We start from the raw sequence: 24,900 nt of genomic DNA, 5'->3' as shown, positions 1-24,900 counted from the left end.
CGATACAGGAGGGCCGCGGAAACGGAATCCTCCTCTGTTTTCGCTGTGCATGCGGAGTCCCATTGCCACGGGTTTCCGCAAATAGCCTATCAAGAACCGCGATTTTGCCGGAAGAGCCTTCGCGAAACCCTCAAAGCCGGCTGTCAAAGCACCGGGCCGTGCTTTAGAAACGGCATATGAGACGCTCAAACAACAACCCGATTGCCGCAGGCCTGTTTGCATGACCACAACGCCAGCCCCTATAAAGACCGACTTACCCGAACTTCCCGTCAGCGACGTTCTGACCGATATCGCCGAAGTGTTGGGCAAAGCAAAGCGTGCGGTTCTCTCGGCCCCACCGGGTGCGGGCAAGACGACGCTAGTGCCTCTCCATCTTTTACAGCAGGAATGGCGCGGCGACGGCAAGATCATTCTTCTCGAACCACGCAGGCTTGCCGCCCGGGCCGCGGCAGGGCGCATGGCCGATCTGCTTCACGAGAATGTTGGAGAAACCGTCGGCTACCGCATGCGACTCGACAACCGTATCTCCTCGAAAACCCGGATAGAAGTGGTGACCGAAGGGGTATTCGCCCGGATGGTTCTGGACGATCCCGAACTTGCCGGCGTTTCGACCGTGATTTTCGACGAGTTCCATGAACGTTCGCTCGACGGCGATTTCGGGCTGGCGCTTGCGCTCGATGTGCAGGAGGGATTGCGCGAGGATCTGCGCATCCTCGTCATGTCCGCTACCCTTGATGTCGAGCGCATCAGTGCGCTGATGGGGGAGGCTGCGGTCATTCAGAGCCTTGGCCGGACATTCCCGATCGACATTCGCTACGAGGATCGCTGGCAGGGCGTTCCGGTCGAGGAGAAGGTTAGCAAGGCCATCACTGAAGCCCATGCATCGGAAACAGGTTCCATCCTTGCTTTTCTGCCGGGTCAGGCGGAAATCACCCGCACGGCCAACCGGCTGGAGGGTCGTTTTTCCGACGATACGGATATTATCCCGCTTTATGGCAACCTTTCGCAGAAGGAGCAGGATGCGGCGATCAAGCCGGCACCGGCCGGACGGCGCAAGATCGTGCTTGCCACCTCGATCGCCGAAACGTCGATTACCATCGACGGCGTGCGTGTGGTGATCGACAGCGGATTGCAGCGACTACCGGTCTTCGAACCAGCCACAGGAATAACGAGGCTGGAGACCGTGCGGGTGTCCAGGGCTTCCGCCGACCAGCGAGCCGGCCGCGCCGGGCGAACGGAACCCGGCATTGCGGTCCGCCTGTGGCATCCGGGACAGACGGCGGCGCTCAACGCCTTTACGCCACCACAAATTCTGGCGAGCGATCTTTCCGGTCTCGCGCTCGATCTTGCCCATTGGGGCGTTCATGATCCTGCCGCGCTTGCTTTTCTGGATGCGCCTCCCGAAGCGGCGCTGAAGGAATCGATTGCGCTTCTCAAAAATCTGGGTGCGCTTGATGAAGGCGGCGCACTGACACGACGCGGCCACCTGATGCGCGGCCTTTCACTGCCGCCACGGCTCGCGGCAATGGTGATTGCGGCTGCGAGCGAAGGCAGCGGGAAAAAGGCGGCGATGCTCGCCGTCATGCTGACGGAACAGGGCCTGGGCGGAAACGACATCGATCTCGATGAAAGACTGCGGCGCTTTCTTTCCGAGAGAAGCGAAAGGGCGCAGGCGGCGCGCAAGCTGGCGTCGAGACTTCTCGATGCGGTCGGCGGTGCAAAAGCGATAACCGAACAGGCAAGCGAGGCTGGTCCCCTGCTACTGCACGCCTATCCGGACCGGATTGCCCTTCAGCGCGGAGCACGCGGCCGCTATGTGATGGCGAATGGCCGCGGCGCCGAACTTGCCGAGACCGAACGGCTGGCGGCGAGCAGGATGCTGGTGGTGGCCGATGTTACCGGGCGGGCGGCACAACCGCGCATCCTTTCTGCGGCAAGCATAGAGCGGGCCGATATAGAAGAGCGGATGCCACACCTTATCGCACAGCAGGATCAGCTGCTTTTCGACAAAGCGAGCGGCCAGGCGCGTGCACGCCGCGTCACGCGCCTCGGCGCGATCATCCTCGACGAGACGCCCCTGCCCCGCCCCGAAGGCGAACGGGCAGCACAGGCTCTGGCCAACGGTGTTCGGGAATTCGGCATCGGCATCCTTCCCCTCTCGAAAGAAACCCTGCAGCTGCGCGACAGGATTGGCTTTCTGCACACCAGCATCGGTGAACCCTGGCCGGATGTCAGCGACGAGGCATTACTTTTGCGACTGGATGACTGGTTCGTTCCTTTCCAGCACGGCGCACGCAGCCTGCAGGATATCCGGCCCGGCAGTCTTTCCGAAGGGCTTTTGTCTTTGGTACCCCATGAGGTCGCGCGCGATCTCGGCAGGCTGGCGCCAACGCATTTCGAAGCACCGACGGGCCAGCGGCATCCCATTCGTTACGACGCCAGCGAACCGACCCTCTCCATTCGCGTGCAGGAGCTTTTCGGACTGACCGCCCACCCGGCCATCGCACAGGGACGGTTGCCGCTGCTGCTGGAATTGACCTCGCCGGCGTACAGGCCGATACAGACGACACGCGATCTTCCCGGTTTCTGGGCGGGATCATGGAAAGACGTGCGGGCGGATATGCGCGGGCGTTATCCGCGCCATCCATGGCCGGAGGACCCGGCATCGGCATTGCCGACCAGCCGCGTAAAACCGCGCGGAACGTGACGACGATGAAAAGCGTAGAGGAGACGAAGGTGGCTGGCCATCCGATCGAAACGACAAGGCTTGGCCGCGCCAGCCGCAGGATAAGGCTGCAAACCATCGTATGGCTGCGCTGGCTGGCTGTAGCGGGACAAAGCGCGACGATCCTGTTCGTTGCATCCGCGCTGCATTTTCCCCTGCCGCTTCTGGCTTGCAGCCTTTTGATTGCGGCACTGGCGCTCGCCAATCTGTTTCTCACCGCCCGTTTCCCCTCCACCTATCGTCTGGAGCCGTGGGAAGCGACGTTGCTGCTTGCTTTCGACCTGCTGCAACTGACGGCACTCATCTACATCACCGGCGGTCTTTCCAATCCTTTCGCGCCGCTGATCTGCGTTCAGGTCATCATCGCCTTCGCCTCGCAGCCGCTTCGGCACTCGCTTATCCTCCTCGCCTTTGCCGTCATCTGCTCGACGGCGATCGCCTTTTCGCCGTTTCCGGTCCCCTGGTATCCCGGCGAGGTGTTGCCGATCCAGCTTCTGCTGCATGTCGGCACCTGGGTCGCGATCATCGCCACGACCTCTTTCGCGGCGTTCTACGCCTATCGCGTTTCGCACGAAGCCAATCAGCTGGCCGACGCGCTGGCCGCGACCGAGCTGGTGCTGGAACGGGAAAAACACCTTTCCCAGCTGGACGGGCTGGCCGCCGCCGCCGCGCACGAGCTGGGCACACCGCTGGCGACAATCAGCGTCGTTGCCAAGGAAATGGAGAGGGAACTCGGCAATGATGAAAGGTTTGGCGAAGACATAGCGCTGCTGCGCAGCCAGAGCGAAAGGTGCCGCGATATTCTACGCCGCCTCACATCGCTTTCCACCGACAATGAGGAACATATGCGGCGCCTGCCGCTCTCTTCGCTGATCGAGGAGGTGATGGCGCCGCATCGTGAATTCGGCATCCGTCTCGATCTCGTCGAAAAGAACAACCGGGTCGACGAGCCGGTCGGTATCCGGAATGCCGGCGTCATTTACGGGCTGGGCAACCTCATCGAAAACGGCGTGGACTATGCGCGGGAAAAAGTAACCGTGACCGTGGACTATGATTCGCAGAATGTCGCAGTCACCATCGAGGACGATGGGCCGGGATATGCCCATGACGTGCTTGCCCGCATCGGCGAACCCTATGTGACCGAACGTCACAACGACACACGGGCGGGCGGGCTGGGCCTTGGGCTTTTCATCGCCAAGACACTGCTGGAACGGTCTGGCGCCACCGTTACCTTCGAAAATCGCGGTGTAAGCGGAACCGGAGCGCGGGTCACAATCGTCTGGCCTCGGGCGCTTATGGACGATAAAAGAAGCCGTTGACTTTACGATCCACGTTGAAGCGGCGATAAGAAGAAGAAGCCGATTAAGTTGCCGAAAGGCCGAAAACATGACGACAGAAGACCAGACCCCATCCACCAGCGTGCCGACCGACGACGGCGACCCGATCGGACCTGACAGATCGTTGCTGATCGTTGATGACGACGGCCCCTTCCTGCGCCGGCTTGCCCGGGCGATGGAAACACGCGGATTTGTGGTCGATACCGCCGAGACGGTCAGCGACGGCATTGCGCGCTCCAAGGCTGCGCCGCCCAAATATGCGGTCGTCGATCTGAGGCTTGCCGATGGCAACGGTCTGGAGGTCATCGAAGCCATCAGGCAGAACAGGGACGATACGCAGATCGTCGTTCTGACCGGTTACGGCAATATCGCAACCGCCGTAACCGCCGTGAAACTCGGGGCGCTGGATTATCTGGCCAAACCTGCCGATGCGGACGATGTCTTCAATGCGCTGACGCAGCGCAAGGGGGAAAAGACCGAAGTTCCCGAAAACCCGATGTCGGCAGACCGGGTGCGGTGGGAACATATTCAGCGCGTTTATGAAATGTGCGAACGCAACGTCTCGGAAACCGCCCGCAGGCTCAACATGCACCGGAGAACGTTGCAGCGCATTCTGGCCAAACGCGCGCCGAAATAGAGCATTTCCAGTAAAAGTGCGAAGCGGTTTTACGTCTGGAAAATGCGCTGGAACCGACATCACTCTCCGAAGCTGCGCCCGGTCGTCCATTCCGCCAGCATCAGGCGGGTCGCCGCCGTTCTGGAGAAATCCAGCGTCACCGATTTGCGGGTTGCCGGCGGCAATTTATGTTCCGGCGCATCACGAAGCATATGGGCGCCATAGCCGTCCGACAGGATAAGCCCGCATTCTTCCGGGAATATTTCGACCGGTACTTCCGGATGGGTGGCGAAAAACAGCCGGTCGCAATGCAGACGGTATTCCGGCCATTTGCGATCGACACGGAAATCCTCAATGGAGGATTTGATTTCGATGATCCAGATTTCACCCTTTGCCGACAGGCTGATGAGATCTGCCCTTCTCCCGCTCGCAAGCGGCAGTTCCGGCAACACCGAATGGCGCATCTCGTGCAAAAGCACCTGAACACCGCGACGCACCAGCATCGCCTTGTCCGACTGGCGGCCGTCGATTAACGGATTATTGTTGGTAACGGAAAGAATAGTCATGGATAAAGGCTGCTGAAGCGTTTGGCCTATTGTTGCAAAAAGACAATCAACCGGCAATTTTAAATGCACACCCGTTCTGTGGCAGCGTAACCGCTTGCCAAGTCGGGTTTAATAGAAAATAACCGATTTATCCAATTAAGCCTACTCCTTCGCACAATTTGGCGAATTTTCCGCGAGAACGATATGCGCATCCGTACCTCATTGACCGTACTTGGTCTGACGGCAGCACTGGCTCTGGCCGGCTGCGCCGAAACCACATCCCAAACATCTGGCCAGACATCCGGCAAGGTAGCGGCGTCAGTGCCGGTCGCCGACCCGGTTCCGGCAAAGGTCGAAACCGTCCAGATCTTCAACGATGTTTACGGCTCTGTGACCGACGCGGGCTATGCGCTGCCAGCCATCCCGATCAATCGTGTGAACGAGAAGTACCGTCGTCAGATCGTAGAGTTCCAGACGAACGAACGTCCGGGCACGATCATCGTCAACACGCGTGAGCGTTTCCTTTACTATATCATGTCCGGCAACCGCGCAGTTCGTTACGGTATCGGCGTCGGCAAGGCGGGTTTCGCCTGGGCCGGTGAAGCCTATGTCGCCTGGAAGCAGGAATGGCCGATGTGGCATCCGCCGAAGGAAATGGCGGACCGCAAGCCGGAAGTCGCCAAGTATGTCGAGGCGGGCATGGGTCCGGGCCTTTCCAACCCGCTCGGTGCTCGCGCCATGTATCTCTTCAACGAAAAGGGACAGGACACGCTGTTCCGCATCCATGGTTCGCCCGAATGGGCCTCGATCGGCACCGCCGCCTCTTCCGGCTGCATCCGCATGATCAACCAGGACGTCATCGACCTTTACAGCCGCGTTCGTCCCGGCCGCAGCACCAAGGTCGTCGTGATCCAGTAAGATCAGATACCGGACAAAGAAAAAGCCGCCGGGGAATTCCACGGCGGCTTTTTTGTTTATTAAAGCCTGGCGTGGCTTCAGGCCGCCTGTTTCGCCTTCAGTTCCAGGCGACGGCGATGCAAAACCGGTTCGGTATAGCCATTCGGCTGCTCCCGGCCCTTCAGCACGAGCTCGACGGCGGCCTGAAAAGCGACCGATCCTTTAAAGTCGGACGCCATCGGCAGATAGGCCGGATCGCCGGCATTTTGGCTATCGACCACACCGGCCATGCGCTTCATGGTCTCAACGATCTGCTCTTGCGTTACCACGCCGTGGCGCAGCCAGTTGGCCATGTGCTGCGCGGAAATACGCAACGTGGCGCGGTCTTCCATCAGCCCGACATTGTTGATATCAGGCACCTTGGAGCAACCCACACCCTGATCGACCCAGCGCACCACATAGCCCAGAATACCTTGTGCATTGTTGTCGAGTTCGCGCTGAATTTCTTCCGGCGTCCAGTTAGGGCGCGGCACGACCGGCACTGAAAGAATATCGGAGAGCCTTGCGCGACCGCGGCTTTTCAAACCCTCCTGAACCTCCGCGACATCGACCTTGTGATAATGCGTGGCATGCAGCGTCGCCGCCGTCGGCGAAGGCACCCAGGCGGTGTTCGCGCCAGCCTTGGGATGCGCGATCTTCTGCTCCAGCATGGCGGCCATCAGGTCAGGCATGGCCCACATGCCCTTGCCGATCTGCGCATGGCCGGAAAGGCCGCATTCCAGTCCGATATCGACGTTCCAGTTCTCGTAGGCCGCAATCCAGGGCGCTTGTTTCATATCGCCCTTGCGGATCATCGGGCCTGCCTCCATCGAGGTATGGATCTCGTCGCCCGTGCGGTCGAGGAAGCCCGTATTGATGAAGACGACACGATCTTTTGCAGCGCGAATGCTCTCCTTGAGATTGACCGTGGTACGGCGCTCCTCATCCATGATGCCCATTTTCATGGTGTTAGGCGCCATGCCGACAAGGTTTTCGACCTGCGTGAAAATCTCGTTGGCGAAAGCGACTTCCTCCGGTCCGTGCATTTTCGGTTTGACGACATACATGGAACCGGCGCGGGAATTCTGACGCCGCCCGGACGGGCCGACATCGTAAAGCGCGATCAGTCCCGTCACGACGGCATCCATGATGCCTTCCGGCACCTCACGGCCATCCCTGTCCAGGATCGCCGGATTGGTCATGAGATGACCGACATTGCGCACCAGCATCAGGGAGCGCCCCGGCAAAGTGAGTGCCGAACCATTGGGGGCTGTATAATAACGATCGGGGTTAAGGCTGCGGGTAAAGGTCTTGCCGCCCTTCAAAACCTCTTCCGTCAGATCTCCGCGCATCAGGCCAAGCCAGTTGCCGTAAACCAGCACCTTGTCCTCGGCATCAACAGCGGCAACCGAATCCTCGCAATCCATGATGGTCGTCAGAGCCGATTCGAGAACGACGTCCGATATGCCCGCCCTGTCACCCTTGCCGATTTCAGTCGTCGGATCGATGACGATCTCGGTGTGCAAACCGTTCTTGCCAAGCAGAATCGTGGCCGGGTTATCTGCCTCACCGGTGAAGCCCTTGAATTGCGCGGCGTCCTTCAGCCCCGTCGCGCCGTCACCGATTGCAAGCTGCAATACGCCGTCAACGATCCTGAAGCCAGTCACATCCGACCAGCTTGCTGTTGCAAGCGGGGCCGATTCGTCCAGAAAGTTTCGCGCCCAGGCAATAACCTTTTCGCCACGTTTCGGATTGTAGCCCCTGCCCTTTTCCGCACCGTCCGCATCGGAAATCGCATCCGTGCCATAGAGCGCATCGTAAAGCGAACCCCAGCGTGCATTCGCAGCATTCAGGGCATAACGCGCATTCATGACCGGCACGACGAGCTGCGGGCCTGCGACGGCAGCAATTTCCGGATCGACGTTGCTTGTTTCCACCGTGAAGCCGGGACCTTCCGGCAGCAGATAGCCGATTTCCTTCAAAAACCCTTCATAGGCATCGAAATCCGTCGGCGCGCCGTTCTGCCGGTACCAGCCATCCAGTTTTTCCTGCAAGGCGTCGCGCTTTGCGAGCAATTCACGATTAACAGGGGAAAGCTCATGGACGATGGCCGAAAAGCCTTCGAAGAAAGTTTCTGCATCGAGACCCGTGCCCGGCAAAACCTCATCCGTCAAAAAAGCATAAAGCCTGTCATCGATGGAAAGACCGAATTTATTCGTGCGGCTCACATGCGCCTCCTCTTTATCTTAAGGGCGCAGATTGGACGCGGAGGCAGGCGTTCGTCAATTGCGAGGCGCAACCAAATATTATTTCCATTTTGGAAAGAATGCGGACGATAATCGCCTTTTTCTACAAAAGCGCCTGCAGGTCCTTGATGCGGTCGTTTACCAGCCAGCCGTAATAGTTTTCTTCCGGCAGCAGCGGCTGCTCTCCGCCTGCTGCACGCTGACGGTTCTTCTGGGCGAGCGCGGCCGCGCGCTGCGTCGAGCCACCGACATTATAAAGCGTGGAGGTAACGCCCGGATTTTTGGAGACATCCATGTCGGCAATCGATCTGTAGTCGTCGATCGATTTGCGGATAGACGCCGCCATGAAGGCCAGCGAGCGGTCTGGATCCATGATCGCCGTATAAACGGCGGTAGCGTCGTTTTCGTCCAGCTTCTCGTAACCCGAGGTTTTTGACACCATGTCGGACAACATCAGCGCCGTCAGCGGATTGATCTGGCCGAGACCGAAGGTCTGTCCGGCGTAAAAGGGCTGGAAAAACACGGCACTGAGACGATTGTTCGGATAGGCGACGCCGTCCACCGTCTTGCCGCGGAAGCTGTCTTCCCAGACATCTTCCCGACAGTTCCACAGGCTGTAGGAATCCTTCTTCGACTGGCACTTGGCAAATTGCGAATGCGCCAGAAACTGCGCGATGGTTTCGTCCTTGTAGCCGAAACGGAAGCTGCTGCCGGCATAGGAGGCGGCCTTGACGTAATAGGATTGCAGGCGATCATAGGCGTCGACATTATAGGTATGCTCGCCGACGATCGCCCCGATCATATGGATCGGATCGATACCATAGCGCCCGGCGGTGGCCTTGATCTTGGCGACCAGCGCCTTGTCGGAGGAGAGAAGGTCTATCACCTTCTGATATTTGCGCTCGAAAGAAGTGTTGGAGGCCTTGGTTCTGCGTGCGGAAGCGCCAGGAACGCCCGGCTGTTCGGCATTGCGATTGCCCGGCGGAACGACCGTCGCGGCCTCGGCATAAGAAGACGAGACGACGGTAAACGTCAAAGCGGCGGCAAATGCCAGAAGAGTTTTGCGCACGAGCGAATGCCTTTTCTCAAGCCGGCCTCTCCCGGAACAAGGGAAAACCGGACCATTCCAACAAAGCGGTTCCAACCGGAATGCAGCCTTTCCCATAAACAAAATGGGGGCTGAATGCGAGACAAGGCGATAAAATAAAAGAGTGCGGCAAATGTGGCCGCACTCTCCTGGCGTTGCCCTCCGAAATATTCAGAGAATGTAACGGGACAGATCCGTATCGGCGGCAAGATCGCCGACATGTTTTTTGACATATTCCTGATCGATCTTGACGGCGGAGCCGCCGCGATCCGGTGCGTTGAAGGAAATCTCGTCGAGAACACGCTCCATCACCGTCTGCAGGCGGCGCGCACCGATATTTTCGACCGACGAGTTAAGATGAACGGCCACATCGGCCAGAGCATCGATCGCATCGTCGGTGAAATCGAGGTCGAGTTCTTCCGTCGCCATCAGCGCCTTGTACTGGCGGATGAGGCTCGCTTCCGTCTCTGTCAGGATGCGGCGGAAATCCTCCTTCGTCAGCGGCTTCAGTTCGACGCGGATAGGCAGGCGACCCTGAAGCTCCGGCAGAAGGTCGGACGGCTTTGCCACATGGAACGCGCCGGATGCGATGAACAGGATGTGGTCCGTTTTCACCGGGCCATATTTCGTCGAAACCGTCGTGCCTTCGACCAGCGGCAGGAGATCGCGCTGCACACCTTCGCGCGAGACGCCGGCACCCATGCCGCCATCGCGGGCGGCGATCTTGTCGATCTCGTCAAGAAAGACGATGCCGTCATTTTCCACCGACTTCACCGCTTCGCGCTGGATCATTTCATTATCGAGCAGCTTGTCGGATTCGTCGCGGACGAGATCGATGTAGGATTTGGAGACCGTGGTGCGCACCTTCTTGGTACGTCCGCCCATGGCCTTGCCGAACATTTCCGACAGGTTGAGAACGCCGATATTGGCGCCCGGCATGCCGGGAATCTCAAAGCCGGGCATGCCCGAGCCGCTGTCTGCAACCTCGATGTCGATTTCTTTGTCGTCCAGCTCGCCATCGCGCAGCTTCTTGCGGAAGTTTTCGCGTGTCGCAGGAGAGGAGGTCGATCCGACAAGGGCGTCGAGCACCCGTTCTTCGGCGCTGGCATGCGCCTTTGCCTGAACTTCGGCGCGTTTCTTTTCACGTACGAGACCGATACCGATCTCGACCAGATCGCGGATGATCTGCTCGACATCGCGGCCGACATAACCGACTTCGGTAAATTTGGTCGCCTCGACCTTGATGAAGGGCGCGCCGGCAAGCTTGGCAAGGCGGCGGGAAATCTCCGTCTTGCCGACACCGGTCGGTCCGATCATCAGAATGTTTTTTGGCATGACTTCGTCGCGCAGGCTCTCGTCGAGCTGCTGGCGACGCCAGCGGTTGCGCAGCGCAATCGCGACCGCACGTTTCGCATCATGCTGGCCGATGATGTGGCGGTCGAGTTCCGAGACAATCTCCCGGGGAGAAAAAGTTGTCATTCTGTCCTCTCGGCTTTCCTGTTCCGACCGGCCATTCCGGCCCGGCCCACAGGACCCTTGGGTGAGAAATGGGGGTGAGAAACATGCTTACTCGGCGTCGAGGGTTTCGATGACGAGGTTATGGTTGGTATAAACGCAGATATCGGCGGCTATATCGAGCGACTTACGCGCCACCTCCTCTGCCGATTTGTCCGTGTCCATCATGGCGCGGGCAGCCGCAAAGGCGTAGTTGCCGCCGGAACCGATAGCGATCGCGCCATGTTCCGGTTCCAGCACGTCACCATTACCCGTGATGGCGAGTGTCGTGGATTTGTCGGCCACCAGCATCATCGCTTCGAGATTGCGCAGATATTTGTCCGTGCGCCAGTCCTTCGCAAGCTCCACCGCCGCGCGCATCAACTGGCCGGGATATTGCTCGAGTTTCTTTTCGAGACGGTCGAGCAGCGTGAAGGCATCGGCCGTAGCACCGGCAAAACCGGCAATCACTTCACCCTTGCCGATACGGCGAACCTTGCGGGCGTTGCCTTTCATGACGGTCTGGCCAAGGCTTACCTGACCATCGCCAGCCATGACGACCTTGCCGCCCTTCCTGACTGTAATAATCGTTGTCATCAAACACCTGTCTGCCCTGCCGGGCCTGCTGTTAACGGGCCGGCATCCGGCTCTTCTCGAGTTCTATGTAAGTTTGCTTTTCACGATTGCAAATCATGCCCGCAACACACCGTTTTGCGCAGATCAGGCAAGACGATGGAACAACTGGATATTTGTGTCCCGTGCTGATAAGGAACGGCGACATTTTCACGGAGCGGCCACAGATGGCAGAACGTAAAGGCGAGATCATCCGCAAGACCAACGAAACTTCGGTTTCGGTACGTGTGGATATCGACGGCACCGGCAAATCGACAATTTCCACAGGGGTGGGATTTTTCGATCATATGCTGGACCAGCTCAGCCGCCATTCGCTGATCGACATGGACATCGAGGTGAAGGGCGACCTGCATATCGACGACCATCACACCGTGGAAGATACCGGCATCGCCATCGGCCAGGCCATCGCCAAGGCGCTGGGCGACCGGCGCGGTATTACACGTTATGCCTCGCTCGATCTCGCCATGGATGAGACGATGACCAAGGCTGCCGTCGATATTTCCGGCCGCCCCTTCCTCGTGTGGAATGTGAACTTCTCCGCACCGAAGATCGGCACCTTCGATACCGAACTGGTGCGTGAATTCTTTCAGGCGCTGGCTCAGAATGCCGGCATCACGCTGCATATCCTGAACCATTACGGCGCCAACAACCATCATATCGCCGAAACTTGCTTCAAGGCCGTTGCCCGCGCTCTTCGCGCGGCAACCGAGATCGACCCCCGGCAGGCAGGCCGCGTTCCCTCGACAAAGGGCATGCTGGCCTGACCGCCAAAGCTGTCAGGAAGCCCATGACAAGCTATCTCGTTCTGGAAGCCCCCAACGGGCCGGACAGGGACCACAAGACGACCCGTTTCATCGCAGACCGGTTCGTCTGGCTGGCTCTGATTGCGCCCTGGCTATGGCTGGCCGCAAACCGGCTCTGGCTGGCCGCAATCGTCGTCTTTACGATTCTCGTTCTGGCCGGCTGGGCGTCAATGTTACCCGGATTCGAACCGGTGGGCATTCTGAGCTGCATCGCCATTGCCCTCCTCACCGCACTGGAAGGGCGCGATTTTCTTATTCGGCACCTGATCGGCAAGGGCTGGACGATGACCTCGATCATTTCCGCCCCTGATCTTTCGAGTGCCGAAGAGATATATTTCTCCGGTCTCTCCGACACCGAAACGACGGAACAGCTGTCTCAGCCGGTGTGGACCCCCTCACCGCAAAAGAGCGGCGGCAAAAACTTCGCTAACGATCCCGCCGGATCGTTTCTTTTCGACTTGAATGGAAGGCGCTGACATGCGTGTCGCGATCATCGACTACGGTTCTGGCAACCTGCGTTCGGCCACCAAAGCTTTCGAGCGCGCCGCCCGCGAAGCCGGTATCAATGCAACCATCGACCTGACCGACAAGCCGGATCACGTCGCGTCGGCGGACCGCATCGTTCTGCCTGGTGTCGGCGCCTATGCGGATTGCCGCGCCGGTCTCGATGCGGTTCCCGGCATGCATGAGGCGCTCATCGAAGCCATCGAGAAAAAGGCCCATCCCTTCCTCGGTATCTGTGTCGGCATGCAGCTGATGTCCTCACGCGGCTTGGAAAAGAAGGTGAGCACGGGGCTCGGCTGGATCGAAGGCGATGTCGTTGAAATGACACCCTCCGATCCGACGCTGAAAATTCCGCAGATCGGCTGGAACACGCTGGAAATACGGCATGCCCATCCTCTGTTTGACGGTATCAGGACCGGCGCGGACGGCTTGCACGCCTATTTCGTACATTCCTATCATCTGGCGGCGAAACATCCGGCGGATGTCATCGCCACTACCAGTTACGGTGGCGCGATGACGGCTTTCGTCGGACGCGACAATATGGCGGGCGCGCAGTTCCATCCGGAAAAAAGCCAGACGCTCGGCCTTGCCCTGATTTCCAATTTCCTGCGCTGGAAGCCCTGACATGATCCTTTTTCCCGCAATCGATCTTAAAGACGGTGAGTGCGTTCGCCTGAAACTCGGCGATATGGACCAGGCTACCGTCTACAACACCGACCCAGGCGCGCAGGCGAAAGCCTTCGAGGACCAAGGTTTCGAGTGGCTGCATGTCGTTGATCTCAACGGTGCCTTCGCGGGCGAGACCGTGAATGGCGAGGCCGTCGACGCAATCCTCAAAGCCACGAAAAATCCGGTGCAGCTCGGCGGCGGCATCCGCAATCTCGACCATATCGAGGCGTGGCTGAGCCGTGGGCTAGCCCGCGTCATTCTCGGCACCGTGGCGGTGCGTGATCCGGTTCTGGTTCTGGAAGCCTGCAAGCGTTTCCCAGGCCAGGTTGCCGTCGGCATCGATGCCAAGGGCGGCAAGGTTGCCGTTGAGGGCTGGGCGGAAGCCTCCGAACTCGGCATCATCGAACTTGCCAAACGTTTCGAAGGTGCCGGCGTCGCCGCCATCATCTACACCGATATCGATCGGGACGGCATTCTGGCCGGCATCAACTGGGCCTCGACGCTTGAACTGGCGGATGCCGTGTCGATCCCGGTCATCGCCTCCGGCGGCCTTGCCTCCATCGACGACATCAAGCGCATGTTGCAGCCGGATGCTGCAAAGCTCGAGGGCGCAATTTCGGGCCGCGCGCTTTATGACGGGCGCATCGATCCGCAGGAGGCGCTGGCTCTGATCAAGGCCGCCTCAGCCAAGGAGGCAAGAGCATGACCCTCAAAGCCCGCGTTATTCCATGCCTCGACGTGAAAGACGGCCGTGTCGTCAAGGGCGTGAACTTCGTCGACCTGATTGATGCCGGCGATCCCGTCGAGGCGGCGAAAGCCTACGATGCGGCGGGAGCGGACGAACTCTGCTTTCTCGACATCACCGCCTCGTCCGACAATCGCGACACGATTTTCGACGTCGTATCGCGCACCGCCGACCATTGCTTCATGCCGTTGACTGTCGGCGGCGGCGTCCGCGCCGTCGCGGATATCCGCAAGCTGCTTCTCTGCGGTGCCGACAAGGTCTCGATCAATTCCGCAGCGGTGAAGGACCCCGACTTCGTGGCGCAGGCGGCCGACAAGTTCGGCAACCAGTGCATCGTCGTCTCCATCGACGCCAAAAAGGTTTCGAAGGACGGCGAAGCGGGGCGCTGGGAAATCTTCACCCATGGGGGCCGTCAGCCGACCGGTATCGACGCCGTGGAATTCGCCGTCAAAATGGTCGAACGCGGTGCCGGCGAACTGCTCGTCACCTCGATGGACCGCGATGGCACCAAAAGCGGATACGATATCGGCCTGACACGCAGCATTGCCGATCAGGTTCGTGTGCCCGTCATCGCCTCGGGCGGCGTCGGAACGCTGGACGATCTGGTGGCCGGGGTTCGTGATGGCCACGCAACTGCGGTGCTTGCCGCTTCCATCTTCCACTTCGGCACCTATTCGATCGGTGAAGCCAAGACCTATATGGCAGAGCATGGCATCGCCATGCGTCTCGACTGATTGCAGGAACCTCTCATGAGCGCATTTTCCCTTTCCGATCTGGAACGCATCGTCGCGACACGCGCCGCCGCATCTCCTGACGAATCCTGGACAGCCAAACTCGTTGCGGCAGGCCAGGAACGTGCGGCGAAAAAACTCGGCGAAGAGGCGGTTGAGGCCGTTATCGCCGCCATCGCGAAAGACCGCGACGGGCTGACGAACGAGGCCGCCGATCTGCTTTATCATCTGCTGGTGGTGCTGAAGATTGCCGATATCCCCCTGGACGACGTTTTTGCCGAACTTGAGCGCCGAACCGGACAGACCGGGCTTGCGGAAAAGGCGGCGAGGCCGACATCATGAATGTAAAGGCAGGCAGCGGGGAGAGAGGCATGCCGAGTACACTCGATCATTTCCGGCCGGATGAATATTCGCCCTATCATTTCTTCAGTTCGGAAGAATGGGCGAAATTTCGAGCCGACACGCCGCTTACCCTCTCCGGCGACGAGGTGAAAAGGCTGCGTTCGCTGGACGACCCTATCGATCTGGACGAAGTGCGGCGGATCTACCTGTCGTTGTCGCGCCTCCTGTCATCGCATGTGGAGGCATCGCAGCTGCTTTTCGAACAGCGCAACCGCTTTCTGAACATGGCGGATATCAACAAGACGCCATTTGTCATCGGTATTGCCGGTTCGGTGGCCGTTGGAAAATCGACGACGGCGCGTATCCTGAAGGAGCTTCTGGCCCGCTGGCCCTCCAGCCCGAAGGTCGATCTCATCACCACCGACGGGTTTCTTTACCCGAACGAGGTCCTGCGACGCGAGAACCTGATGGAGCGCAAGGGTTTTCCGGAAAGCTACGATATCGGCGCACTGCTGCGTTTTCTCTCGGCGATCAAGGCGGGCCAGCCGAATGTGAAGGCGCCGCGCTATTCGCACCTGACCTATGACGTGCTGCCGAACGAATTCACAGTCATCGACCGGCCGGATATATTGATCTTCGAAGGCATCAACGTGCTGCAATCGCGCGATCTGCCAGCGGGCGGGCGGATCGTGCCGATCGTTTCCGACTTCTTCGATTTCGCGATCTATATCGACGCCGATGAGGACTTCATTCACAACTGGTATGTGAACCGGTTCATGAACCTGCGGCAAACCGCGTTCCGCGACCCGAATTCGTTCTTCAACCGTTATGCGTCGATCAGCGAAGAAGCGGCGCTCAGTATTGCCGAGGGTCTCTGGCAGAACATCAACCTGAAGAACCTGCGCCAGAACATAGTGCCGACGCGTCCGCGTGCCGACCTCATCTTGCGCAAGGGAAAGAACCACCTGATCGATACGGTGGCGCTTCGCAAGTTGTGAAAGATGCCGCGAAAGCGGCATCTCCATTGCAGCGGTTAAATCCGTTATTACGCAAGGTCAGGGATACGCAGGACCTGTCCGGGATAGATTTTATCGGGATGGGTCAGCATCGGCTTGTTGGCTTCGAAGATGATGTTGTTCTTGCCGCCATTTGCCTTGCCATACTGGGCTTCCGCAATCTTCCAGAGATTGTCGCCCTTCTTGACCGTGTATAAGACGGGCTCCTTCGCCGGTGCCGCAGCCACCGTCAGCTCGCCGGCCTCGACCTTGGAAATGCCGAGCGTATTGCCGACCGCGATGACCGCCTTTTCGAAAGCGGACTGATCGGCCACTTCGCCCTTCAGAACGACCTTGTCATCCACCACCTCAACCTGAACCTTGTCCGTGCCGAGATCATGGGAAGCGAGTTCTTTTTTGACAGCTTCAACATCGGGGGCATCATCGCCGCCGCCGATACCAAGATTTTTTCCCGCGTCCTTGATGAAACTGAATAGACCCATAGCACCCTCCTTGGTTGTAGAGAGGCTTACCAGACGATATATGAAGCTCTATGACAAGTGCGAAACATTTTGCCATCCAGCTGCAACCTAGTCGCCTGATGGTTTGCCACGCATTTTCTTGACGTCCGAGCGTCCGGATTTCGCCTTGAGGCGGCGCTCGACCGAGCCTTTGGTGGGCTTGGTGGCCTTGCGCACCGGTGGCGGCGGGGCGGCTGCTTCAAGGATCAGTTCCTTCAGCCTTTCGCGGGCATCTTCGCGATTGCGCTCCTGGCTGCGAAACCGGCTCGCCTCGAGCATCAGAACGCCTTCTTTCGAAACACGCCGGCCCCCCAGACGCAGGGCATTCGCCTTCACCCGGTCCGACAGGGAGGGCGAATTGGCGATATCAAAAAACAGCTGAACCGCCGTCGAGACCTTGTTGACGTTCTGGCCGCCCGGCCCACCGGCCAGCACGAATTGCTCCGTCAGCTCCCAGCCGGCGATGGTGATACGGTTATTGATGTAAAGCGGGTCGCTGGCCATGATCTTTCTCCGCGCCGGTGATGCCACAGATCGCAAAAAATGAAAACAGCCGACAAAATGAAACAAGCAGGCAAAAAGAAACCCGGCACAAGGCCGGGTTCCCTCCCCCTCACGTATGAGGCTTCATTCATTCAGCCGCAAGCAGCAGGCCCGGTGCCGCATCGCGAACCTTGCTGTCGACATGATCCTCGAACTTGGTGAAGTTGGTGACAAACATCGATACCAGCTTCTTCGCCTGCGCATCATAGGCTGCGCCATCGGCCCAGGTCGAACGCGGATCGAGGATTGCGCTGTCCACGCCTTCCAGCGACAGGGGCACAGCGAAACCGAAATTCGCATCGGTGCGGAATTCGGCACCCTTCAGTTCGCCGGTGAGAGCAGCCGTCAGAAGCGCGCGCGTCGCCTTGATGGGCATGCGCTTGCCGATACCGTAGGCACCACCGGTCCAGCCGGTGTTGACCAGCCAGCAATCCACGCCATGCTTGCCGATCAGCTCGCGCAGCAGGTTGCCGTATTCCGCCGGGTGGCGCGGCATGAAGGGCGCACCGAAGCAGGTGGAGAAGGTCGCTTCCGGTTCCGTCACGCCTTTTTCCGTGCCCGCGACCTTTGCGGTGTAACCGGACAGGAAGTGGTACATGGCCTGTTCCGGCGTCAGACGGGCAATCGGCGGCAGCACGCCGAAGGCATCCGCCGTCAGCATGATGATCGTCTTCGGATGACCGGCAAGGCCCGTTTCCGATGCATTCGGAATGAAGTGCAACGGATAGGCGCTGCGGGTGTTTTCCGTCAGCGAGTTGTCGTTGAAATCAGGAACGCGGTTTTCGTCCAGCACGACGTTTTCGAGAACCGTGCCGAAACGGCGGGTCGCAGCGTAGATTTCCGGTTCGGCTTCGGCAGAAAGCTTGATCGCCTTGGCGTAGCAGCCACCTTCGAAATTGAAGATGCCGTGCTCGCCCCAGCCGTGTTCGTCATCGCCGATCAGCGTGCGCGACGGATCAGCCGAAAGCGTGGTCTTGCCGGTGCCGGAAAGGCCGAAGAACACGGCGGAATCACCCTCAGGACCGACATTGGCCGAGCAGTGCATCGGCATGACGCCCTTTGCCGGCAGGAGATAGTTCAGAACCGTGAAGACCGACTTCTTGTTTTCGCCGGCATAGGAGGTGCCGCCGATGAGGACGAGACCATTGGTGAGATCGCAGGCGATGACGGTTTCCGAACGGACGCCGTGACGGGCCGGATCGGCCTTGAAGCTCGGCAGGTTGATGATGGTCAGCTTCTGTTTGAAGCCAGCCAGCTTCTCCCGCTTCGGCCGGATCAAAAGGTTGCGGATGAACAGCGAATGCCAGGCAAGCTCGGTGACGACGCGTGTCGGCAAAGCATTTTCCTCATCGGCGCCGCCGATCAGGTCCTGCACATAAAGCGTCTTGCCGGCAGCATGGGCCAGCATGTCCTGGCGCAGAAGCTCGAAGTTTTCCGGCGACAGCGGCTTGTTGTTGTCCCACCAGATGGTGTCTTCGGTGGAAGCATCGCGGACCACGAATTTGTCCTTCGGTGAACGGCCCGTATGCTGGCCGGTGACGGCGCGCAGCGCGCCATCGATGGTCAGTTCGGCTTCGCCGTTGCGGATCGCCTCTTCGTATAATTCGCCTTCGTTGAGGTTATAAAAGACGCGGGAAGCCTCGCCGAGTCCGAGTTTCTCAACTCCATTGGCAGGATTATGAACCCCAAGCTCGTTCATGACGCGTTCCTTGTTAATGACGATAAGGCCGTTGAAATTTGAACGGAAAATACGTGGCAGCTTTTAGAAACGCAAGAGTGAAACTTTAAATAATTGAGTGATTTCAATATATTAATCGATTTAAAAGATTTTATTTCTTTTTAAATCGGTTGAAGGCGCATTAAAATCCGGCTGTGGCGTTTTCCCGGAAATGGCCTCTCCGCGCCCTGCGATTTTACCGCGAGTTTTCCTTTGCCACAATTTGTTCCACCTTTATACTCATGAGAGTGGCTCGCGGCGCACAACCTAGGCTGGGTGAATGTCGGGAGTTATGAGAAAATGACGATGGAGACCAACTACATGCAGACTATCGCGCTTGTCGACGACGACCGGAATATTCTCACTTCGGTATCGATCGCGCTCGAAGCCGAAGGCTACCGGGTCGAAACGTATACGGACGGCGCCTCCGCGCTTGACGGGTTGATCGCCCGTCCGCCGCAGCTCGCCATTTTCGACATCAAGATGCCCCGCATGGACGGCATGGAGCTTTTGCGGCGTCTTCGCCAGAAATCGGACATTCCCGTTATCTTCCTGACTTCCAAGGATGAAGAGATCGATGAATTGTTCGGCCTGAAGATGGGCGCCGACGATTTCATCACAAAACCCTTCTCGCAGCGCCTTCTGGTGGAGCGCGTCAAGGCCATCCTGCGCCGCGCCAGCAGCCGCGAGGCTTCCGCCGCAACCGGCAGCACGCAGAAACCGACTGCTGATCAACAGGCACGGACGCTGGAACGCGGCCAGCTCGCCATGGATCAGGAACGCCACACCTGCACCTGGAAGGGTGAGCCGGTAACGCTCACCGTTACCGAATTCCTCATCCTGCATTCGCTTGCACAGAGGCCGGGCGTGGTGAAAAGCCGCGACGCGCTGATGGATGCCGCCTATGACGAACAGGTCTATGTGGACGATCGCACGATCGACAGCCACATCAAGCGCCTTCGCAAGAAGTTCAAACTGGTCGATGGCGACTTCGATATGATTGAAACGCTTTATGGCGTAGGATATCGCTTCCGCGAAGCGGCTTGAACGAGCGCGCCAAGCGGGAGAGACCACCCGAACTTGTGGTGGCGAGGACTTAATACGTGTTGAAGAAAACGCCGCAAACCGTCTCGGACAGTGACGATGCCGAAGATCGCGGCAGCGAACGCCGTCACCGTATCCATCCGCTGACGATCGTCCGACGCATTTTCGGCAATGCAGTGTTTTCCAGCCTGACGCGCCGTATCCTGTTCTTCAACGTGGCCGCGACCGTGGTTCTGGTCGGTGGCATTCTCTACCTCAACCAGTTCCGCGAAGGGCTGATCGACGCGCGGGTGGAAAGCCTTCTGACGCAGGGCGAAATCATCGCCGGCGCCATTTCCGCCTCCGCTTCGGTCGACACCAACTCCATCACCATCAACCCGGAAAAGCTCCTCGAATTGCAGGCGGGGCAAAGCATCACGCCTGCTCCGAATGACGAGGACCTGAATTTCCCGATCAATCCGGAACGGGTAGCCCCGGTGCTGCGCCGGCTGATTTCGCCGACGCGGACCCGTGCACGGCTTTTCGATGCCGATGCCAACCTGCTTCTCGACTCCCGCCATCTTTATTCGCGCGGTCAGGTTCTGCGCTTCGATCTGCCGCCTGTAACGCCGGAAACCCAGACCTGGAGCGAATGGTTTACCAGCATGTTCAACCGCATGCTGCAACCGAGCAGCCTGCCGCAATACAAGGAAGCGCCGGGCGGTGATGGCTCGATCTATCCCGAAGTGATGAATGCGCTGACCGGCGTGCGCGGCGCGGTCGTGCGCGTGACCGAAAAGGGCGAGTTGATCGTCTCGGTCGCCGTGCCGGTGCAGCGCTTCCGGGCCGTGCTCGGCGTTCTGCTCCTGTCCACGCAGGCGGGCGATATCGACAAGATCGTGCATGCGGAGCGCCTTGCCATCATGCGCGTGTTCGGCATCGCCACGCTGGTCAACATCGTGCTTTCGCTATTGTTGTCCTCCACCATCGCCACGCCGCTGCGGCGGCTTTCGGCCGCCGCGATCCGCGTGCGCCGCGGGGCGAGAACCCGTGAGGAAATACCGGATTTTTCGGCGCGCCAGGATGAAATCGGCAACCTATCCATAGCACTGCGTGAAATGACGACGGCGCTTTACGACCGTATCGACGCGATCGAAAGTTTCGCCGCCGATGTCAGCCACGAGCTTAAAAACCCGCTCACCTCGCTGCGCAGCGCCGTGGAAACCCTGCCGCGCGCCAAGACCGAAGAGTCCAAACAGCGCCTGACCGAGATCATCTTCCACGATGTCCGTCGCCTCGACCGTTTGATCAGCGATATTTCGGATGCGTCGCGGCTCGATGCCGAACTGGCGCGCGCCGATGCCTCGCCGCTCGATCTCGACGTGCTGATGAAGGGTCTAGTGGATTTATCCCGCCAGATCAGCACCAAGAAAAAGAGCGTAGCCATCGACTATGTCGCCGATCGGAAGGCGGGAGCCAAAACCTCCTTCGTGGTGAACGGTCACGATCTTCGCATCGGGCAGATCGTCACCAACCTGATCGAGAATGCGCGATCTTTCGTTGCCGAGGAAAGTGGCCGCATCACCGTGCGTCTGTCCCGTCACAAGGACCGCTGCATCGTGCAGGTGGAAGACAATGGCCCCGGCATTCAGGCCGAGGATATCGACCGGATTTTCGAGCGCTTTTACACGGACCGGCCGGCGAGCGAAGGGTTCGGACAGAACTCCGGCCTTGGTCTTTCCATCAGCCGCCAGATTGCCGAAGCCCATGGCGGCAGCCTCAGGGCGGAAAATGTCGTCGACAAATACGGCGTGATTTCCGGCGCGCGGTTTACCCTGTCGCTACCGGCGGCCGAAACCCATGAACGCTGAACGCTTCAACCTGCATGCCACCGCTATCGTCGTCGACAACACCGGCATTCTCTTCACGGGACCGTCGGGAAGCGGCAAGAGCGAGCTTGCTTTCAGCTTTCTGACGGAGGCGGAACGGTGCGGATTGCCGGCCGCGCTGATCGCGGACGATCAGATTTTCGTGTATCGGGATGGCGAAAACATCATCGCCGAGCGGCCGGAAGCAATCGCCGGATTACTGGAACTGCGCGGCAGCGGCATTGTTTCCGTCAACAGCATCCCGAGCGCCGCACTACATTTCGCCGTGACGACAGTTCTTTCACCGGAAAATCCAAGACTTCCGGAAGATGACGAAGTGTTTTCCCTGCCCTGCGGCGGGAATCTTCCGCTTCTGCGTATTCCGCTTTCCAGTCTTGTGCCTTATGGAAAATTTGCTGCACTTGCTCACAATCTTTTTAAAACGAATGTGAAGTGACCATGATTCAGGCGATTTTAGGCTTGCGATTCGCATTTTCCTCATCAAGATGAAATCCCACCGATGGACAGGATTGCCGCGTTGCGATAGTCGGCAATGAGAGTGCGTGTGCAAGGGAGCATTTCATGATCGGACTAGTGCTTGTCACCCATGGCAAGCTGGCTGAGGAGTTTCGCCATGCGTTGGAGCATGTCGTCGGTCCCCAGAAATTGATCGAGACGGTTTGTATCGGTCCCGAAGACGACATGGATCAGCGCCGGCAGGATATCATCGACGCCGTCACGCGCGTCAATGATGGGAACGGCGTCATTATTCTGACTGATATGTTCGGCGGTACACCGTCCAATCTCGCCATCTCCGTCATGAACAACGGCAATGTCGAAGTCATCGCAGGCGTCAATCTTCCCATGCTGATAAAACTCGCCGGCGTTCGCAGCGAAGACAACATGGACAAGGCGCTCCAGGACGCATCCGACGCCGGCCGCAAATACATCAACGTCGCCAGCCGCGTTTTAAGCGGCAAATAAGAAGTCAGCCCATGTCGCCTCACTCCCGGGAATTGTCGATCATCAACAAGCGCGGTCTCCACGCCCGGGCGTCCGCGAAATTCGTGCAGATGGTCGAGGGGTTCGACGCGACGATCACGGTTTCCAAGGATGGCATGACGGTTGGCGGCACCTCCATCATGGGTCTCATGATGCTGGCGGCCAGCCCCGGATGCAGCGTCTATGTCGAGGCGAGCGGAAATCAGGCTGAAGAGGCGCTTGCCGCACTCGAGGCGCTCGTGGCCGACCGCTTTGGCGAAGAAGCCTGATCCCGCCCCATATAAAGACATAAAGACTTCTTTATATCGTTATTGCCAGATCGTTTTTGGCCTGCTAAACCCCTGCTACGTTTAAAAGCCGGGCCAATAGGCGTGGCATTTCTGATCTGGAGAACCTCATGAGCCTTGAGAAGGACTACATCATCGCCGATATCAACCTTGCCGCATTCGGCCGCAAGGAACTGGACATCGCCGAAACCGAAATGCCCGGCCTGATGTCCTGCCGCAGTGAGTTCAGCGCGAGCAAGCCGCTGAAGGGCGCACGTATCACCGGCTCTCTTCACATGACGATCCAGACCGGCGTTCTGATCGAGACGCTGAAGGAACTGGGCGCGGATATCCGCTGGGCGTCCTGCAACATTTTCTCGACGCAGGACCATGCGGCAGCGGCTATTGCAGCGGCCGGCATTCCGGTCTTCGCCGTCAAGGGTGAAAGCCTGACGGAATATTGGGAATATACCGACAGGATCTTCCAGTGGACCGATGGCGGCCTCTCCAACATGATCCTTGACGATGGCGGCGACGCCACCATGTACATCCTGCTCGGCGCGCGTGCCGAAGCCGGCGAGGACGTTCTTTCCAACCCCGGTTCGGAAGAAGAGGAAATTCTTTTCGCGCAGATCAACAAGCGCCTCAAGGCTTCCCCCGGCTGGTTCACCAAGCAGCGCGACGCGCTGAAGGGCGTGACGGAAGAAACGACGACCGGTGTTCATCGTCTTTACGATCTCGCCAAGAAGGGCCTCCTGCCCTTCCCGGCCATCAACGTCAACGACAGCGTCACCAAGTCCAAGTTCGACAACAAATACGGCTGCAAGGAATCACTGGTAGACGGCATTCGCCGCGCAACCGACGTGATGATGGCCGGCAAGGTTGCCGTGGTCTGCGGTTACGGCGATGTGGGCAAGGGTTCCGCCGCCTCGTTGCAGGGCGCCGGCGCCCGCGTGAAGGTCACGGAAATCGACCCGATCTGCGCGCTTCAGGCCGCCATGGACGGTTTCGAAGTGGTTCGTCTGGAAGACGTGGTTTCCTCCGCGGATATCTTCATCACCACCACCGGCAACAAGGACGTGATCCGCATCGAGCATATGCGCGAGATGAAGGACATGGCCATCGTCGGTAATATCGGCCATTTCGACAATGAAATTCAGGTCGCATCGCTGCGTAACCTCAAGTGGACGAACATCAAGCCGCAGGTCGACATGATCGAGTTCCCGAAGGGCAACCGCATCATCCTTTTGTCCGAAGGCCGCCTGCTGAACCTCGGCAACGCCACCGGTCACCCGTCCTTCGTCATGTCGGCGTCCTTCACCAACCAGGTGCTCGGCCAGATCGAACTCTTCACGAAGCCTGGCGAATACAAGAACGAGGTTTACGTGCTGCCGAAGCACCTCGACGAAAAGGTTGCGCGACTTCATCTCGAGAAGCTTGGCGTGCGCCTGACCGAACTTTCCGACCTTCAGGCCGATTATATCGGCATCTCGAAGCAGGGTCCGTTCAAGGCAGAACACTACAGATATTAATTTCATAGTTAATATCCACT

25 protein-coding genes are annotated in these 24,900 nt (G+C 58.9%); 17 read left to right on the top strand and 8 right to left on the bottom strand.

Translation table 11 applies throughout. The annotated features are described in order from the left end of the window. The first annotated feature begins 220 nt into the window (after positions 1-220). The 3 genes from hrpB to QSK43_RS13320 all read left to right on the top strand — a co-directional run bounded on the left by hrpB (position 221) and on the right by QSK43_RS13320 (position 4,699). Positions 221-2,707, top strand: coding sequence for an ATP-dependent helicase HrpB (gene hrpB / locus QSK43_RS13330; protein ID WP_332303814.1), 2,487 nt, complete (start codon positions 221-223; stop codon positions 2,705-2,707). Between the two features lie 29 nt (positions 2,708-2,736). Then, positions 2,737-4,044, top strand: coding sequence for an ActS/PrrB/RegB family redox-sensitive histidine kinase (locus tag QSK43_RS13325; protein ID WP_332303823.1), 1,308 nt, complete (start codon positions 2,737-2,739; stop codon positions 4,042-4,044). Positions 4,045-4,111: 67 nt separating this feature from the next. Beyond that, on the top strand, positions 4,112-4,699 hold the full coding sequence (locus QSK43_RS13320; protein WP_332303813.1) for an ActR/PrrA/RegA family redox response regulator transcription factor: 588 nt from the start codon (positions 4,112-4,114) through the stop codon (positions 4,697-4,699). 59 nt (positions 4,700-4,758) lie between these two features. On the opposite strand, the gene QSK43_RS13315 is transcribed toward QSK43_RS13320, so the two are convergent. Further along, a complete protein-coding gene (locus QSK43_RS13315; protein ID WP_332303812.1) occupies positions 4,759-5,244 on the bottom strand; it encodes an MmcB family DNA repair protein in 486 nt (161 codons plus the stop codon). 183 nt (positions 5,245-5,427) lie between these two features. Here QSK43_RS13315 and QSK43_RS13310 point away from each other — a divergent pair, with 183 nt between their 5' ends. Continuing rightward, on the top strand, positions 5,428-6,141 hold the full coding sequence (locus QSK43_RS13310; protein WP_045019227.1) for a L,D-transpeptidase: 714 nt from the start codon (positions 5,428-5,430) through the stop codon (positions 6,139-6,141). Between the two features lie 77 nt (positions 6,142-6,218). On the opposite strand, the gene QSK43_RS13305 is transcribed toward QSK43_RS13310, so the two are convergent. The 4 genes from QSK43_RS13305 to hslV all read right to left on the bottom strand — a co-directional run bounded on the left by QSK43_RS13305 (position 6,219) and on the right by hslV (position 11,583). Then, positions 6,219-8,387 carry a malate synthase G gene (locus QSK43_RS13305; RefSeq protein ID WP_332303811.1) on the bottom strand — a complete coding sequence of 723 codons (2,169 nt, stop codon included), beginning with the start codon at positions 8,385-8,387 and terminating at the stop codon, positions 6,219-6,221. Positions 8,388-8,508: 121 nt separating this feature from the next. Beyond that, entirely contained in the window at positions 8,509-9,474 is a 966-nt protein-coding gene (locus QSK43_RS13300) for a DUF1402 family protein (RefSeq protein ID WP_332303810.1), read from the bottom strand. A 189-nt stretch (positions 9,475-9,663) separates the two neighbouring features. Continuing rightward, entirely contained in the window at positions 9,664-10,971 is a 1,308-nt protein-coding gene (hslU, locus tag QSK43_RS13295; protein WP_045019233.1) for an ATP-dependent protease ATPase subunit HslU, read from the bottom strand. An 87-nt stretch (positions 10,972-11,058) separates the two neighbouring features. Beyond that, entirely contained in the window at positions 11,059-11,583 is a 525-nt protein-coding gene (hslV, locus tag QSK43_RS13290; protein ID WP_003516283.1) for an ATP-dependent protease subunit HslV, read from the bottom strand. A 203-nt stretch (positions 11,584-11,786) separates the two neighbouring features. Here hslV and hisB point away from each other — a divergent pair, with 203 nt between their 5' ends. From hisB to coaA, 7 genes are read left to right on the top strand one after another with little or no spacing between them, the layout of a single operon-like run. Further along, positions 11,787-12,383: an imidazoleglycerol-phosphate dehydratase HisB gene (gene hisB, locus QSK43_RS13285; RefSeq protein WP_332303809.1), complete on the top strand. Its 597-nt coding sequence runs from the start codon at positions 11,787-11,789 to the stop codon at positions 12,381-12,383. 23 nt (positions 12,384-12,406) lie between these two features. Beyond that, a complete protein-coding gene (locus QSK43_RS13280; protein WP_332303808.1) occupies positions 12,407-12,898 on the top strand; it encodes a DUF2628 domain-containing protein in 492 nt (163 codons plus the stop codon). Between the two features lies 1 nt (position 12,899). Continuing rightward, positions 12,900-13,550, top strand: coding sequence for an imidazole glycerol phosphate synthase subunit HisH (gene hisH, locus QSK43_RS13275; protein ID WP_332303807.1), 651 nt, complete (start codon positions 12,900-12,902; stop codon positions 13,548-13,550). Between the two features lies 1 nt (position 13,551). Continuing rightward, positions 13,552-14,301, top strand: a complete 750-nt coding sequence (gene hisA / locus QSK43_RS13270) for a 1-(5-phosphoribosyl)-5-[(5-phosphoribosylamino)methylideneamino]imidazole-4-carboxamide isomerase (protein ID WP_332303806.1) — start codon at positions 13,552-13,554, stop codon at positions 14,299-14,301. Further along, positions 14,298-15,074: an imidazole glycerol phosphate synthase subunit HisF gene (gene hisF, locus QSK43_RS13265; RefSeq protein WP_332303805.1), complete on the top strand. Its 777-nt coding sequence runs from the start codon at positions 14,298-14,300 to the stop codon at positions 15,072-15,074. The genes hisA and hisF overlap by 4 nt, the downstream gene beginning before the upstream one ends. A gap of 15 nt (positions 15,075-15,089) precedes the next feature. Beyond that, a complete protein-coding gene (locus QSK43_RS13260; RefSeq protein WP_045019241.1) occupies positions 15,090-15,413 on the top strand; it encodes a phosphoribosyl-ATP diphosphatase in 324 nt (107 codons plus the stop codon). Continuing rightward, complete coding sequence (gene coaA, locus QSK43_RS13255; RefSeq protein ID WP_332303804.1) at positions 15,410-16,411, top strand: type I pantothenate kinase; 1,002 nt, start codon at positions 15,410-15,412, stop codon at positions 16,409-16,411. Before QSK43_RS13260 ends, coaA begins: the two co-directional genes overlap by 4 nt. Positions 16,412-16,458: 47 nt before the next feature. Here coaA and lysM read toward each other — a convergent pair whose 3' ends face one another. From lysM to QSK43_RS13240, 3 genes are all read right to left on the bottom strand, one after another. Continuing rightward, positions 16,459-16,911, bottom strand: a complete 453-nt coding sequence (gene lysM, locus QSK43_RS13250; RefSeq protein ID WP_332303803.1) for a peptidoglycan-binding protein LysM — start codon at positions 16,909-16,911, stop codon at positions 16,459-16,461. 87 nt (positions 16,912-16,998) lie between these two features. Next, positions 16,999-17,433 (bottom strand): alternative ribosome rescue aminoacyl-tRNA hydrolase ArfB, encoded by a 435-nt coding sequence (gene arfB, locus QSK43_RS13245; protein WP_045019243.1) that lies wholly within the window; start codon positions 17,431-17,433, stop codon positions 16,999-17,001. Positions 17,434-17,560: 127 nt separating this feature from the next. Further along, complete coding sequence (locus QSK43_RS13240) at positions 17,561-19,171, bottom strand: phosphoenolpyruvate carboxykinase (RefSeq protein ID WP_332303802.1); 1,611 nt, start codon at positions 19,169-19,171, stop codon at positions 17,561-17,563. 339 nt (positions 19,172-19,510) lie between these two features. On the opposite strand from QSK43_RS13240, the gene chvI reads away from it, so the two are divergent. From chvI to ahcY, 6 genes are all read left to right on the top strand, one after another. Further along, positions 19,511-20,236, top strand: coding sequence for a two-component system response regulator ChvI (gene chvI / locus QSK43_RS13235; protein WP_084686707.1), 726 nt, complete (start codon positions 19,511-19,513; stop codon positions 20,234-20,236). 56 nt (positions 20,237-20,292) lie between these two features. After that, a complete protein-coding gene (chvG, locus tag QSK43_RS13230) occupies positions 20,293-22,083 on the top strand; it encodes a two-component system sensor histidine kinase ChvG (protein ID WP_045019246.1) in 1,791 nt (596 codons plus the stop codon). Beyond that, positions 22,073-22,537 carry an HPr kinase/phosphorylase gene (locus QSK43_RS13225; protein ID WP_332303801.1) on the top strand — a complete coding sequence of 155 codons (465 nt, stop codon included), beginning with the start codon at positions 22,073-22,075 and terminating at the stop codon, positions 22,535-22,537. Before chvG ends, QSK43_RS13225 begins: the two co-directional genes overlap by 11 nt. Positions 22,538-22,662: 125 nt before the next feature. Then, positions 22,663-23,064, top strand: coding sequence for a PTS sugar transporter subunit IIA (locus QSK43_RS13220; RefSeq protein ID WP_003516318.1), 402 nt, complete (start codon positions 22,663-22,665; stop codon positions 23,062-23,064). Positions 23,065-23,075: 11 nt separating this feature from the next. Further along, positions 23,076-23,351, top strand: coding sequence for an HPr family phosphocarrier protein (locus tag QSK43_RS13215; RefSeq protein ID WP_045019248.1), 276 nt, complete (start codon positions 23,076-23,078; stop codon positions 23,349-23,351). Positions 23,352-23,479: 128 nt separating this feature from the next. Beyond that, positions 23,480-24,880: an adenosylhomocysteinase gene (ahcY, locus tag QSK43_RS13210; protein ID WP_332303800.1), complete on the top strand. Its 1,401-nt coding sequence runs from the start codon at positions 23,480-23,482 to the stop codon at positions 24,878-24,880. The last annotated feature ends 20 nt before the right edge of the window (positions 24,881-24,900 follow it).

Origin of the sequence: Rhizobium sp. GR12, assembly GCF_036596185.1 — a bacterium.
GTDB classification, from domain to species: Bacteria; Pseudomonadota; Alphaproteobacteria; order Rhizobiales; family Rhizobiaceae; genus Agrobacterium; species Agrobacterium nepotum.
Note: the sequence above shows the minus strand (reverse complement) of the source record. Positions and strands in the feature narration are given on the sequence as shown.

Excerpts from the sequence above, each read along its gene's own strand:
- hrpB (WP_332303814.1), top strand. The coding sequence starts at position 221 with ATGACCACAACGCCAGCCCCTATAAAGACCGACTTACCCGAACTTCCC.
- QSK43_RS13320 (WP_332303813.1), top strand. The coding sequence starts at position 4,112 with ATGACGACAGAAGACCAGACCCCATCCACCAGCGTGCCGACCGACGAC.
- QSK43_RS13315 (WP_332303812.1), bottom strand. The coding sequence starts at position 5,244 with ATGACTATTCTTTCCGTTACCAACAATAATCCGTTAATCGACGGCCGC.
- QSK43_RS13310 (WP_045019227.1), top strand. The coding sequence starts at position 5,428 with ATGCGCATCCGTACCTCATTGACCGTACTTGGTCTGACGGCAGCACTG.
- hslU (WP_045019233.1), bottom strand. The coding sequence starts at position 10,971 with ATGACAACTTTTTCTCCCCGGGAGATTGTCTCGGAACTCGACCGCCAC.
- hslV (WP_003516283.1), bottom strand. The coding sequence starts at position 11,583 with ATGACAACGATTATTACAGTCAGGAAGGGCGGCAAGGTCGTCATGGCT.
- hisB (WP_332303809.1), top strand. The coding sequence starts at position 11,787 with ATGGCAGAACGTAAAGGCGAGATCATCCGCAAGACCAACGAAACTTCG.
- QSK43_RS13280 (WP_332303808.1), top strand. The coding sequence starts at position 12,407 with ATGACAAGCTATCTCGTTCTGGAAGCCCCCAACGGGCCGGACAGGGAC.
- hisH (WP_332303807.1), top strand. The coding sequence starts at position 12,900 with ATGCGTGTCGCGATCATCGACTACGGTTCTGGCAACCTGCGTTCGGCC.
- hisA (WP_332303806.1), top strand. The coding sequence starts at position 13,552 with ATGATCCTTTTTCCCGCAATCGATCTTAAAGACGGTGAGTGCGTTCGC.
- hisF (WP_332303805.1), top strand. The coding sequence starts at position 14,298 with ATGACCCTCAAAGCCCGCGTTATTCCATGCCTCGACGTGAAAGACGGC.
- QSK43_RS13260 (WP_045019241.1), top strand. The coding sequence starts at position 15,090 with ATGAGCGCATTTTCCCTTTCCGATCTGGAACGCATCGTCGCGACACGC.
- coaA (WP_332303804.1), top strand. The coding sequence starts at position 15,410 with ATGAATGTAAAGGCAGGCAGCGGGGAGAGAGGCATGCCGAGTACACTC.
- lysM (WP_332303803.1), bottom strand. The coding sequence starts at position 16,911 with ATGGGTCTATTCAGTTTCATCAAGGACGCGGGAAAAAATCTTGGTATC.
- arfB (WP_045019243.1), bottom strand. The coding sequence starts at position 17,433 with ATGGCCAGCGACCCGCTTTACATCAATAACCGTATCACCATCGCCGGC.
- QSK43_RS13240 (WP_332303802.1), bottom strand. The coding sequence starts at position 19,171 with ATGAACGAGCTTGGGGTTCATAATCCTGCCAATGGAGTTGAGAAACTC.
- chvI (WP_084686707.1), top strand. The coding sequence starts at position 19,511 with ATGCAGACTATCGCGCTTGTCGACGACGACCGGAATATTCTCACTTCG.
- QSK43_RS13225 (WP_332303801.1), top strand. The coding sequence starts at position 22,073 with ATGAACGCTGAACGCTTCAACCTGCATGCCACCGCTATCGTCGTCGAC.
- QSK43_RS13220 (WP_003516318.1), top strand. The coding sequence starts at position 22,663 with ATGATCGGACTAGTGCTTGTCACCCATGGCAAGCTGGCTGAGGAGTTT.
- QSK43_RS13215 (WP_045019248.1), top strand. The coding sequence starts at position 23,076 with ATGTCGCCTCACTCCCGGGAATTGTCGATCATCAACAAGCGCGGTCTC.
- ahcY (WP_332303800.1), top strand. The coding sequence starts at position 23,480 with ATGAGCCTTGAGAAGGACTACATCATCGCCGATATCAACCTTGCCGCA.